Here is a 12,448-nt window from a genome sequence, read left to right as displayed (position 1 = left end):
ACCTGATCGAACGCGTCACTCGATCGCGCGGGCGCATGCGATCGCATAGGATGTTCTGGCAGGCGTCGCAACGCATCGCCGCGACGGGGTGTGACGCATTGCCGCGACAGGGCGCGCGGGGCTTGCGGTCGTGCAGCATGACGCAGGGGCGCAGGACGGCTATGGGAACGCCATGTCGATGATCTCCCGCCTCGCGCCGTTCCTGATGCTCACGGCCGCGGCGCCAACAGCTTTGCCTGCCGAACCGATGCCCGTGGCCGATACGGCGCCCTCGGCTGCGTTCTTCGACACGTTGCGCGCTGCCGATCTCCGGCTGGCGACGATCGCGTATCGGCTGACCACCGCGAACGCCGCATTGTGCGACCGCCTCCAGCCGCAGATCGGCATGCCGATCCATGCGCTGACGCAATATGGCCCCGGTGCGCGCAAGGCCGCTGCGGCCACCTTCGGGTTCGAATCCACGATCGGTGTCGAGGCGGTCGTCGCCGGCGGTCCAGCCGACCGCGCGGGGGTTCGTCCCAACGACTCGATAATAGCGATCGACGATCGACCACAACCCGACCTGCCGTCCGCCGATGCGCCCGAAAGCGCGGCGGCACGCGATGCCGCGGAAGCGGTCATCACCGAGGCGCCGGTCGGAAAGCCGTTGCGAGTGACGGTGCTGCGCGACGGCAAACGCTTGCCGATCTCGATCACTCCGGTCACCGGATGCCGGTCGCGGTTCGAGATTCTGCTGGGCAGTGGCCTGGATGCGAGCGCGGACGGGGCGATCGTGCAACTCGGTGAGCGGTTCTTCGAAGGCTATACCGACGAGGAGATCGCCGTCGTCGTCGCGCATGAACTCTCGCACAACATCCTGCGTCACCGTGCGCGGCTCGATGCGGCGAAGATCAATCGGGGCCTGCTGGCGGAACTCGGTCGCAACGGCCGCCTGATCCGCGAGACCGAGGATCAGGCGGATCTGCTCGGCATCTACCTGCTTGCGAACGCCGGTTACGACCCGATGTCGGCCCCGAAATTCTGGCGGAGCAAGGGCGGCGCGATTGACGGCGGGCTGTTCCGCAGCCGCACGCACGCCTCGTCGAAGGCGCGCGCCGAAGCGCTGGAAGCCGCCGCGCGCGACATCGCGGCGCCCCCGACGCGGCCGATCATCCCGCCAGTCGTTGCGACTCGAAACGTGCCGTTGCGCTGACCGCAGGCAGCGCCGCACGCGGCTGATCCGGCCAGATGCCGCGCGTGTCTAGCACCGCCTTGTCGATGCGCTCTTCGAGCGGGATCGACTTGAACACGTCGTGGTCGACCAGCACGATCATGATCGAACACGTCTCGATCGCGGTATCGACGTCGATCAGCGTCGCACCGGTGTCTGCCAGCACGGCCGGCAACGTCTGCGCGTAGGGCTCGACGATCCGCACCCGGTCGCCGAACCGGCGCGCCACGGCTTCGGCGACCTTGAGGGCAGGGCTCTCGCGGAAGTCGTCGATGTTCGCCTTGAACGCTAGGCCGAGGCACGCGACAATTGCGTCGGGTGATGCCTCAACCAGCGCCGCGACCTGCGCGATGACGTGGTCGGTCTTGCCGTCGTTGACCTCGCGCGCGGTGCGGATCAGCGGCGTCTGGTCGGGGGCCGCGTGGACCAGGAACCACGGGTCGACCGCGATGCAATGCCCGCCGACGCCGGGGCCGGGCTGCAGGATGTTGACGCGCGGGTGGCGGTTGGCGAGGCGGATCACCTCCCAGACGTCGACGCCCATCGTGTCGGCGATCAATGACAACTCGTTGGCGAACGCGATGTTGACGTCGCGAAACGCGTTCTCGGTAAGCTTCGTCATCTCCGCCGCGCGCGCGGTCGTTGTGACGCAGGCGCCGCGGACGAAGCGACGGTAGAAAGTGAGGGCCTTACGCGCACACCGCGGTGTGATCCCCCCGATGACCCGGTCGTTGTCGATCAACTCGACCAGGATGCGGCCAGGCAAAACGCGCTCCGGGCAATAGGCGATCGCGATATCCGCCTGGTCGCCGGTCTTGCCCGGTACGCGCAGGTCGGGGCGCAGGCTCGCGAGCAGGTCGCGAACCTTCTCGGTGGTACCGACGGGCGAGGTCGATTCGAGGATGATCGTGTCGCCGGCCTTTAGCACGCTCGCGATGGTCGTCGCGGCTTCGAGGACATAGCGGATGTTGGGTGCGTGATCGGCGTCGAACGGGGTCGGCACTGCGATCACGAACACGTCGGCCGGCTCGATCGCGGTCGAGGCGCGCAACGTGCCACGCGCGACGACACCCGAGACGAGGCCGTCCAGATCGACCTCCTCGATATGCACGCGGCCGGAATTGACCGTCTCCACGACCGATTCGGTCACGTCGACGCCGAGCACCTGCGCGCCCGTCCGGGCGATGATCGCTGCGGTAGGAAGGCCGATATAGCCGAGCCCGAGGACGACGACGTTAAGGTTAGAGTCCGACAGCATGCGCAACGACCTTTGCGATTTTGGCGGCGGCATGGCCATCCCCGAACGGGTTATGGGCGCGGGCCATCGCGGAGTAGCGCGACGTGTCGTCGAGCAGGGTGAAGATTTCGGAAACGATGCGGTCCTCTTCTGTGCCGATCAGCCTGGCGGTGCCGGCCGCGACGCCCTCCGGACGCTCGGTGGTCTCGCGCATTACCAGGACCGGCTTGCCGAGCGCAGGTGCCTCCTCCTGCACGCCGCCCGAATCGGTCAGGACGATGTCCGCCATGCCGAGCGCGCGGACGAAGTGCAGATAATCGAGCGGCTCGATCCGTGCGACGTTGGCGCGGGTACCGAGGATGTCGTCCATCACCGATACGACGTTCGGGTTCGGGTGGACCGGGAACAGCACCGCGACGTCGTCCCGCTCCGCAATACGCCCGATCGCGCGTGCGATCGCGGCCATGCCGTCACCGAAATTCTCGCGGCGATGTGTCGTGACGAGGATGATCCGCTTGCCGGCAAAGCGCGTGGCGATCGCGTCGAGTCCGGCCGCCAGCGACGGGTCCGCCGCGACGCGGTCCGCGGTCCAGTGCAGAGCGTCGATCACGGTGTTGCCGGTGACGTGGATCGTGTCCTCGGCGATCGTCTCGCGCCGCAACGCCTCCGCGGCGGTCTCGGTCGGCGCGAAATGCAGCGTGGCGATCGGCGCGACGATGCGGCGGTTCACCTCCTCGGGCCAGGGATGGTAGATGTCGCCCGACCGCAGCCCTGCCTCGACATGAGCGACCGGGACCTTGCGGTAATAGGCGGCAAGCGCCCCCGTCATCGCGGTGGCGGTATCGCCCTGCACGATGACGAGGTCGGGCTGCTCCGCATCCATCACGTCGCCGAGCCCGACCAGCAGCCTTGCAGTGAGGCGATCGAGCGTTTGTCCCGGCTCCATCAGGTCGAGATCGATATCCGGCGCGAGGTCGGCGATTGCGAGCACCTGATCGAGCAGCCCGCGGTGCTGTGCGGTGACGCAGGTGCGGACGGTCAGGCCGGGGATCGCAGTCAGAGCCCGGATCACCGGGAAGAGTTTGATCGCTTCGGGTCGCGTGCCGAAGATGACGAGAACTTTGGGCATGATGCAGTCCCTAGACCAACGTCTTTAACGACGCGCTAATTCACTGCGATGATTTGCGCGCAGGCGTACCGACCGGTAGACGATCCCGCGAGATCAAAGGGAGCATCGAATGACCATAAAGCCGCTGCGCAAGGCCGTGTTTCCGGTCGCCGGATTGGGTACGCGCTTCCTTCCGGCCACCAAGGCCATGCCGAAGGAAATGCTCACCGTCGTCGACAAACCGCTAATCCAGTACGCCGTCGAGGAAGCACTCGAGGCCGGGATCGAGCAGATCATCTTCGTGACCGGGCGCGGCAAGGGCGCGCTCGAGGATCATTTCGATATCTCGTACGAGCTCGAGGATACGATGCGGTCGCGCGGCAAGTCGCTGGACGCGATCAGCAATATTCGGATGAAGCCCGGCTCGCCGGTTTATGTCCGCCAGCAGGAACCGCTCGGCCTAGGCCATGCCGTCTGGTGCGCGCGAGAGATCGTCGGCGACGAACCGTTCGCGGTCCTGCTCCCCGATGAGCTGATGGTCGGCAAGCCCGGCTTCATGAAGCAGATGGTCGAAGCCTATAACCAGGTCGGCGGCAATGTGATCGGCGCGCTCGAAGTGCCTGATTCGGAAACCGACAAATACGGCATCATCTCGCCAGGCGCGATCGACGGTCGTCTGACCGAAGTGACCGCACTCGTCGAAAAACCCAAGCGTGGCACGGCACCGTCGAATTTGATGATCCCCGGACGCTACATCCTCCAGCCAGAGGTGATGCGGGTCCTGGAGACGCAGGAAAAGGGTGCCGGCGGCGAAATCCAGCTGACCGATGCTATGGCGCAGTTGATCGGCAACCAGCCGTTCCACGGCTTCACCTTCGATGGCCAGCGTTATGACTGCGGCGACAAGGCTGGCTACATCCAGGCCAACCTGGCGATCGCATTGGCGCGCGACGACATCGGACCGGTGGTTCGTGAGTTCGCCAAGGGTCTGCTGGCAGGCTGAACGATCAGCCCGCTCACCGGAACGTCAGAAGGCGTTCCGGTGCAGCAGGACGCGGAAGGTCAGGACGATGATCTTGATATCGCGCCAGATCGACCAATGCTCGAGATACTCGAGATCGGCCTGGAGCCGGTTGCGCAAATCGTCCTCGTACAGCGTCGCGCCACGATAGCCGCGAACCTGCGCGAGGCCGGTTAGGCCGGGCTTGGCCGCATGGCGATGCCAGTATCGCTGGTCGACTTCCCAGAATAATTTGTCCGCGGCGCGCGAGCCGAGTGCGTGCGGACGCGGGCCGACGATGCTCATGTCGCCCTTCAGGACGTTCAGCAGCTGCGGCAGTTCGTCGATGCTGGTGCTGCGGATGAACTTGCCCACGCGCGTGATCCGGTCGTCGTCGCGTGACGTCGAGCGTGCACCTGCGCCGTCGCTGTGGTCGACGCGCATGCTGCGGAACTTCATCAGGCGGAACATCTGGTTGCTGCGACCGATCCGGATCTGGCTGAAGAAGATCGGTCCGCGTGAATCGATCTTCACCGACAGTGCGATCAGAATCCAGATCGGCATCAGTGTCACCAGCGCACAGCTTGCCAGCATCACGTCGAAGCTGCGTTTTACGAAGCGGTCGAACAGGACCAACGGACCGTTGGCGATAATGACCGTTGGGGTATCGCCGTGCGCGCTGATGCCGAGCGGCGCGAGCGCGTTCAGCTCGGGCATGAAGATCTCGCTCTGGATGTTAGCGCCCTTCAGCGCCTGCGCCCAAGTGAGGCGGCGCTCGGGGCTGCATGCGACGATGACGCGGTCCGCCCCCGATAACGATTGCGCAAGACGGTCGTACATCACGGGATCATGATGATCGGGGTCGAAATACGAGTCCGCGGCGATGACGACCGAGAAGTCGCCGCGTGGGATCGGCTGACCGGAATCGTACAGAAGGACGATACTGAAGGGGTTTCCGCCGATGATCGCAGGCATGTGCCGGACGAACAGAAACCGTCCTAATGCCAAGGAAACAATGGCAAATGCCGAACCCATTGCAACGACAAGACGTGGGAACGTATCGCTCGCCTTTAGGCAGAAAGCGATGAACACGACTGCGCTGATTGCGAGCGCATAGGCCTGTAGTCCACGCGCTACTGATCGAAAGGGATCGCGCAAATTTGCGGCTGCGTAGCTGTCGTTATTCAGCGTCGTAATAATGAAGACCGGGATCAGCATCGCAAGGATTACGATCCAGGCGGTGTCGTTCGCGAATACGCCGCGCAAACCGGCCGCTGCGAGGTAACTGGCAATAATGCACGTGGTATCTACCGTCAGCATGCCGAGGATCAGCCGAACGCGCAGCGAGGACGCGCTTGGGCGCCAAGTCCGCGCAGGTTTTTTCCCGCGCGACGGCGCCATAGCGCGGCTCAAAACGCCGCTCTCTACATTCATGAACTTGTCGGACGCACGCGCAGTCCCCCCTGCGCAAAGCGATACCGCGAAATGCCGCAATGCAAAAGAACTACTGTTCGTCGATCGCGAAAGTTTAGTTGTTATTTTTCCAATTTTGCGGGCGAGGAAATAAAAGCTTGCGGTTAACTCACCGCGAAGTCCCGCTTTTTGGTGCAAGTCGTACACCCTGGATCCTTGGGTAGGCGGATTGTGCGAAAACGCAGTGCAAGCAGGTCGATCAGCAGCAATTTGCCGGCCGGATCGTCGCCGAACGGCGCGATCGTCCGTAGTACCTCAAGCGCAGCCAGGCTGCCGATCACGCCGGTGACGGGGCCAAGAACGCCGTCCTCCGCGCAACTGGTCTCTGCGCGCTCAGGGTCTTCGCCGACGAAGCAACGGTAGCACGGCTTATCCGCTTCCCAGCCGCGATAGGTGGCGAGCTGTCCCTCGAACTGGCCTACTGCGGCCGAGACGAGCGGAATCCTCATGGCATGCGCGGCATCGGCGACACAGAAGCGCGTCGCGAAATTGTCGCAGCCGTCGAGCACGACATCGGCGCGCCCGAGCAGGTCCGCCACGTTCGAAACGTCGATGCGCGCACGGTGGGTCTCGACGGCGACATGCGGGTTGATCCGTTTGACGGCGGCCGCAGCGGCGTCGACCTTGGCGATACCGGTGTCCGCGGTCGTGAAGATCGTCTGGCGCTGAAGATTGGACGGTTCGACGGTGTCGTCGTCGATCAGGATCAGCCGGCCGACGCCGGCTGCACCCAGATACTGGATCGCGGGCGAGCCGATCCCGCCTGCGCCGACGATCGCGACGGTCGCTGCCTTCAACCGCGCCTGTCCTGTGCCGCCGAATTCCTTGAGGACGATATGTCGTGCATACCGGGCGAGTTCGTCGTCTGAGAGAGTCATGCGCCCCAGGTAAACGTGAGGCTGGTGCGGTACCAGGTGTCCGCGTCCTCACCCGCAACGTCGATCGAGTCGCGCGCGCCCAGGATCACGCCGGCGGCATATTGCTCGACCGTCGGACAGTCGATCGCGCGCGGCGTCACACGGCGGACCCTGCCGTCGGGGGCAACGAGCACGGCAAGGTCGACGGTTAGGGCCCAACCCTGAGACGTGCGCACGACACGCGCGCAGCGACCGGCGACGACTTCGCCGTGCACATAGGCGGAAGTGTTGGCGAGCGTCGTCGCCTGCCCCCGGATGCGTAGGATCGGAAGCGTGCTCCAATCCTGAGGCGGCATCGCGCTGGCCATTGGGGCGGCCGGTGCGGCAGGAGCCAGGACCGGCGCTGCCGCGGTCTGAAGCAGTAGAAGGAGGGCGGCGATCATCGGCCGGTCGATCCGAAGCCGCCTGCGCCGCGGGAGGTGTCGTCGAGCACCGCGACTTCGTCGAGCGACGCGCGCAGGACGACTGCGGGGACGAGTTGCGCGATCCGGTCACCACGCGCGATCGCGAACGGTTCCCGGCCGAGGTTGGCAAGGATCACCTTAACTTCGCCGCGATAGTCGCTGTCGATTGTGCCCGGCGTGTTGAGGCAGGTGACGCCGTGCTTCAGCGCGAGACCGGAGCGAGGGCGAACCTGGACCTCATGGCCAGCGGGAATGGCGATCGCGAAGCCGGTCGCGACGGCGGCGCGTGCGCCGGGGGCGAGCGTCAGCGCTTCGGCGGCAACGACGTCCATCCCGGCGGCACCCTCGGTCGCATACGCAGGCAACGGCAGGCCCTCGCCGTGCGGCAGGCGCTTCAGTTCGATACGGATCATGATGCGGCTTCTAGCGCATCGGCGATACGGTCCGCCAGTCGTGCGGCGACCGCGTCCTTGGGCAGGCGCTCCCAGCTCTCGACGCCGGCTTCGGTGACGAGGTGAACGCTGTTGTCCGCGCCGCCCATCACGTCGCCCGAGACGTCGTTAGCGACGATCCAGTCGGCGGTCTTGCGAATGCGCTTGGCGGTGGCGTGCTCGATGACCCGCTCGGTCTCGGCGGCGAACCCGATCAGCAGGCGAGGCCGATGCGGGCTGCGCGCCAGGGTCGCCAGAATATCGGGGTTCTCCGCAAGCATCAGCGTAGGCGTAGTGTCGCCTTTCTTGATCTTCTGCTGCGAGGGTTCGACGTGCCAGTCCGCGACGGCGGCGACCATGACGGCGGCGTCGGCCGGCAGCGCGCGGTCGACTGCGTCGGCCATCTCCCGCGCCGTCTCGACATCGATCCGGTCGACGCCATGCGGAGTCGGCAGCGTCACAGGGCCAGCGACCAGCGTCACGGGCGCGCCGAGCCGTGCCAGTGCCGCGGCGATCGCGAAGCCCTGTTTGCCCGACGAGCGGTTGGCGATGTAGCGGACCGGGTCGATTGGCTCGTGCGTCGGTCCGGCGGTGACGAGGATATGGCGTCCTGCCAGACGCTTCGGCGGGGAAGGGGTAAGCATCGCTTCGATCGCGGCAACGATCGCTGGCGGCTCGGGCAGGCGGCCGGGGCCATATTCACCGCACGCCATGATCCCCTCGTCCGGCGTCATCACCGTCACGCCGTCGGCACGAAGCTGCGCCACGTTGCGGACGGTCGCGGCATGGCCCCACATGCGAACGTTCATCGCAGGCGCGACGAGAACCGGCTTATCGGTCGCCAGCAGCAGCGTCGTCGCGAGGTCGTTCGCGAGACCTGCCGTCATCCGCGCCATCAGGTCGGCGGTGGCCGGCGCGACGACGATCAGGTCGGCCTCGCGGCTGAGCTGGATATGGCCCATCTCGGCCTCGTCCTTGAGGTCCCAGAGCGTCGTGTAGACCTTGTCCTCGCTGAGCGCGGCGAGCGTCATCGGGGTGACGAAATGATGCGCCGCCTTGGTCATCACGCACCGCACCGCGTACCCGTGCGTCTTCAACAGGCGGATCAGTTCGGCGGCCTTGTAGGCGGCGATCCCGCCGCCGACGATCAGTAGGATGCGTTTCATGCCGCAGCTCTAGCGAATAATGCGCGTCACCGTAATGCGCCGCGTATCGCGCGCGGCGGCGATCATGTCGCGCAGGCCGTCGACCGCGAACACCAGCCCGACCAGCAGCACCGGCGTGGTCATCAGCGCCCAGTAGAAATTGTCGCTCCGCGCGAATAGCGAGATCAGCGCGGCATAGGCGGCGAACACGACCAGCGCGCGCGTCGCGACCGCATCGCGCCATGCGAGCCAGCCGAACAGCGCGGTGCCAAGAACGAGCGAGGCGAGCCACTGCGGCAGGATGTCGAGCCCCGACGAGATCGTCGCAAGCCTGACGTAGAAGCCGAACCCCTCGAGCCCGCTCCACCCCTGCGACACCCGGTCGAGCGGACCGCTGACCAGCGACACCGCGTGCGCATGGGCGCCAAGCACCACGGCGAAGACCCCGATCGCCCCGAGCCACCCCAGCATCTCGCGGCGCTCGCCCTCGAGCCACGCAAACACCGCCATGATCGCGACGTACAGCAATGCCGTCTCGCGGATCAGCATTGCCGACAGCCCGAAAGCGACCGCAGATAGCCAGTGGCCTGGACGGCGCAACGCCAGCGATAGCGCGATCAACGGCCCCGCCCAGACCTCGTGAAACACCACGAAGCTGGGATCGAGGTTCACCGAAAATCCGGCGACGACCAGCAAGCCAGCCACACCGAGCGGCACCAGGCCGGTCATTTCCGGACGAAGCCGCGCGACCCAGGCGAGGATCGTTCCGACGCACAACGCCAACAGCAACAGGTTCACCAGTATCGAGGGCAACGCTGCTTGAACGACCGCCAAGGTCGGCAGCCGCACCGCGAAAAACGGCTTCAGCGGATAATGCCCCATGCGCTGCGTTTCGACGGCGACGGCGTAATAGGGCGAACCGCCACGCACGCCAGCGACGATTGTATCGTACAGCAGCAGGTCCGTCCGTCCGGGTGGCGGGGCGTCGGATGCGATGGAGGTTGAGGCGCCCACTTCGACGCTAGGCCGCGGGCCAGGCGAGACGACCGCGCTAAGGCAGGCCGCGAGGAATACCAGGAACAGCACGAGCCCGATCCGCGCCTGCGCCGACGGCATGCCCGCGAACCGGGTCGCGCGGGTCGTCCATAACGGAGCGCCGCGACGCGTCTTCATGCCCTCAACCAAACAACAGCGTCGTCACGACCCCGGCGGCGGCCGCGAGCGCCGCGACCAGACCGTAACGCCAGCCGCCACCGATCCGGATGACCTCGATCTCGCGCAACGGCATCGTCGGCGGCGCGCCACCGGGGGCGGGGTAATGCGCCTCGATCCGGCGGACCAGTTCTGGGAGTCGCGTGAGGGTGCGGAAATCCTCGATCAGGCGGTCGGCGATCATTGCCTCTGGCCCGAGCTCGCCGCGGATCCAGTCGCGGACGAACGGCTCAGCGGCTTCCCACAGGTTGATGTCGGGGTTGAGGCTGGTCGCGACCCCCTCGACCATCACCATCGTCTTCTGGAGCAGCAGCAAATGCGGCTGCGTCACCATGTCGAAATCGCGCGTGATCGAGAACAGGCTGTCGAGCATCATGCCGATCGACATGTCCTTGACCGGCAGTCCGCGCATCGGCTCGCCGACCGCACGCAATGCGGTAGCGAATTCGGCGACGTCGTGATGCGCGGGGACGTAGCCAGCCTCGAAATGGATCTCGGCGACGCGCTTATAATTGCCGGTGATTAGGCCGTAGAGGATCTCGGCAAGCCAGACGCGCGCGCGGCGGTCGATCCGGCCCATGATGCCGAAGTCGATCGCGGCGATGCGGTTGCCGGGCAGCGCGAACAGGTTTCCCTGATGCATGTCGGCATGGAAGAACCCATCGGCGATCGCCTGGCGCAGGAACGCGCGCACGAGTGTCTGCGCAAGCGCGGGCAGGTCGTAGCCGGCGGCGACGAGCGCGGGGCGATCGGACAGCTTGATGCCGTCGATCCACTCGATCGTCATGACCTTCGCGGTCGAGCGCGCCCAGTCGATCGCAGGGATGACAAAATCGGGCTCGGCGGTCATGCCTTCCGCGAGTTCGGATGCGGAGGCGGCTTCACGGCGGAAATTGAGTTCACGCAGGGTCCAGCGCTTGAACGTCTCGATCGTCAGGCGCGGGCGCAGGCGCATCGCCTCTGGGCTGAGCGCCTCGAGTTGCGCTGCGGCCCAGCTGTACGTGTCGATCGCGCGTGCGAAATCGTCCTCGACGCCGGGGCGAAGGACTTTCACCGCGACCTGACGGCCATCGGTGGTGACCGCGCGGTGGACCTGCGCGATCGACGCAGCACCCACCGGAATTGGCTCGATCCGCGAGAATAACGTCTCCAGCGGCTTGCCGAAGCTTGCAAGCATCGCCGCCTCGATCGTCTCGTAGGGGACGGGGGAGAGCTGATCCTGAAGCCGCAGCAAGTCTTGCGCGGCATCCTCACCGACGAGATCCGGCCGCGTGGCGAGCGTCTGTCCGAGCTTGATCGCCGCGGGTCCGATCGCCTGAAACGCATCCGCATAGCGCGGCACCGGGGGCACTCGCGCGCCGAACCGCGCGATCCGCGCGAGGCGACGAACGGGTGCCGGCGTGTTGGGATCACGCTCGATCCCGCGCAGCGCGCCGTGACGGGCGAGAATGCGACCCCATTTGAGGAGGCGCCAGACGTGCGTGGTTGAAGCCGTCACAGTTGGATCAAATCTTCCAGCCGCTGTGGATCGCAACGAGCCCGCCCAGCAACGGCTCGACCTTGGTCTGCACGAAGCCGGCATCCGCGATCATGCCCTTGAACTTGGGCATGTCCGGGAAGCGGCGGATCGATTCGATCAGGTAGCGATAGCTGTCCGCATCCTGCGCCAGAAGCTGACCAAGCTTCGGGACCATCTTGTGCGAATAGGCGTCGTATACCTCGGCGAATCCAGGCCACACGGTGGTCGAGAATTCGAGGCAGTAAAAGCGTCCGCCGCGGCGCAGGACGCGGTGGGCTTCACGCAAGGCCTTGGGGATGTCCGTCACGTTCCGGATGCCGAACGCGATCGTGTAGGCGTCGAAGAACTTGTCAGGGAAGGTCAGCGTTTCCGCGTTGGCTTCGGTCCAGACGAGGCCGTCGATCCCGCGCTTCTGGGCGCGCTGCATGCCGACTTCGAGCATCTGCGGATTGATGTCGGCGACCGTGATCGACGCGCCCGACGGCTCCATGCGGAACGCGATGTCGCCCGTGCCACCGGCCATGTCGAGGATCTGCTCGCCTTCGCGCGGCTTTACGCGGCGGACGAAGCGGTCCTTCCACAGCCGGTGCATGCCGCCCGACATCGCATCGTTCATCAGGTCGTATTTGCCTGCGACGTTCGAGAAGACGCCGCCGACGCGGGCGGTCTTCTCGGTGGCGGGGATGTCTTCGTAGCCGAAGGAGACGGTATCGGGCGTGAGTGCGGGCGCGGGCGCGATCAAGTCGTTCATATCCTGCGCTCTAGCCGCGCCTTGTGGCGCGAGCAAACGCA

The 12,448-nt window shown here is 65.8% G+C and carries 12 protein-coding genes; 2 read left to right on the top strand and 10 right to left on the bottom strand.

Going from position 1 to position 12,448, the window contains the following annotated elements; genetic code table 11:
* The first annotated feature begins 172 nt into the window (after positions 1–172).
* Positions 173–1,192, top strand: a complete 1,020-nt coding sequence (locus C8J39_RS02965) for a M48 family metallopeptidase (protein ID WP_243649703.1) — start codon at positions 173–175, stop codon at positions 1,190–1,192.
* Here the strand turns inward: C8J39_RS02965 and wecC are convergent.
* Positions 1,149–2,468 (bottom strand): UDP-N-acetyl-D-mannosamine dehydrogenase, encoded by a 1,320-nt coding sequence (wecC, locus tag C8J39_RS02960; RefSeq protein WP_120299221.1) that lies wholly within the window; start codon positions 2,466–2,468, stop codon positions 1,149–1,151. The two genes, C8J39_RS02965 and wecC, sit on opposite strands and share 44 nt — an antisense overlap.
* Entirely contained in the window at positions 2,452–3,576 is a 1,125-nt protein-coding gene (wecB, locus tag C8J39_RS02955) for a non-hydrolyzing UDP-N-acetylglucosamine 2-epimerase (RefSeq protein WP_120299220.1), read from the bottom strand. The genes wecC and wecB overlap by 17 nt, the downstream gene beginning before the upstream one ends.
* Positions 3,577–3,685: 109 nt before the next feature.
* On the opposite strand from wecB, the gene galU reads away from it, so the two are divergent.
* Positions 3,686–4,558 (top strand): UTP--glucose-1-phosphate uridylyltransferase GalU, encoded by an 873-nt coding sequence (galU, locus tag C8J39_RS02950; RefSeq protein WP_120299219.1) that lies wholly within the window; start codon positions 3,686–3,688, stop codon positions 4,556–4,558.
* Positions 4,559–4,582: 24 nt separating this feature from the next.
* On the opposite strand, the gene C8J39_RS02945 is transcribed toward galU, so the two are convergent.
* From C8J39_RS02945 to C8J39_RS02910, 8 genes are all read right to left on the bottom strand, one after another.
* Positions 4,583–5,875 (bottom strand): exopolysaccharide biosynthesis polyprenyl glycosylphosphotransferase, encoded by a 1,293-nt coding sequence (locus C8J39_RS02945; RefSeq protein ID WP_243649702.1) that lies wholly within the window; start codon positions 5,873–5,875, stop codon positions 4,583–4,585.
* A gap of 257 nt (positions 5,876–6,132) precedes the next feature.
* On the bottom strand, positions 6,133–6,906 hold the full coding sequence (locus C8J39_RS02940; RefSeq protein WP_120299217.1) for a molybdopterin-synthase adenylyltransferase MoeB: 774 nt from the start codon (positions 6,904–6,906) through the stop codon (positions 6,133–6,135).
* Entirely contained in the window at positions 6,903–7,328 is a 426-nt protein-coding gene (locus tag C8J39_RS02935) for a hypothetical protein (RefSeq protein WP_120299216.1), read from the bottom strand. Before C8J39_RS02935 ends, C8J39_RS02940 begins: the two co-directional genes overlap by 4 nt.
* Positions 7,325–7,762, bottom strand: coding sequence for a dUTP diphosphatase (dut, locus tag C8J39_RS02930; RefSeq protein WP_120299215.1), 438 nt, complete (start codon positions 7,760–7,762; stop codon positions 7,325–7,327). Before dut ends, C8J39_RS02935 begins: the two co-directional genes overlap by 4 nt.
* Positions 7,759–8,946, bottom strand: a complete 1,188-nt coding sequence (coaBC, locus tag C8J39_RS02925) for a bifunctional phosphopantothenoylcysteine decarboxylase/phosphopantothenate--cysteine ligase CoaBC (protein ID WP_120299214.1) — start codon at positions 8,944–8,946, stop codon at positions 7,759–7,761. The genes dut and coaBC overlap by 4 nt, the downstream gene beginning before the upstream one ends.
* Before the next feature lie 9 nt (positions 8,947–8,955).
* The gene (locus C8J39_RS02920) at positions 8,956–10,098 is read right to left on the bottom strand and encodes a hypothetical protein (protein WP_120299213.1); all 1,143 of its coding nucleotides are present in this window, start codon (positions 10,096–10,098) and stop codon (positions 8,956–8,958) included.
* A gap of 4 nt (positions 10,099–10,102) precedes the next feature.
* The gene (ubiB, locus tag C8J39_RS02915) at positions 10,103–11,635 is read right to left on the bottom strand and encodes a 2-polyprenylphenol 6-hydroxylase (RefSeq protein WP_120299212.1); all 1,533 of its coding nucleotides are present in this window, start codon (positions 11,633–11,635) and stop codon (positions 10,103–10,105) included.
* 7 nt (positions 11,636–11,642) lie between these two features.
* Positions 11,643–12,407: a class I SAM-dependent methyltransferase gene (locus C8J39_RS02910; protein ID WP_056051226.1), complete on the bottom strand. Its 765-nt coding sequence runs from the start codon at positions 12,405–12,407 to the stop codon at positions 11,643–11,645.
* Positions 12,408–12,448 lie beyond the last annotated feature (41 nt).

Source organism: Sphingomonas sp. PP-CC-1A-547 (genome assembly GCF_003610375.1).
GTDB lineage: Bacteria > Pseudomonadota > Alphaproteobacteria > Sphingomonadales > Sphingomonadaceae > Sphingomonas.
This window is presented reverse-complemented; position numbering and strand designations above follow the sequence as displayed.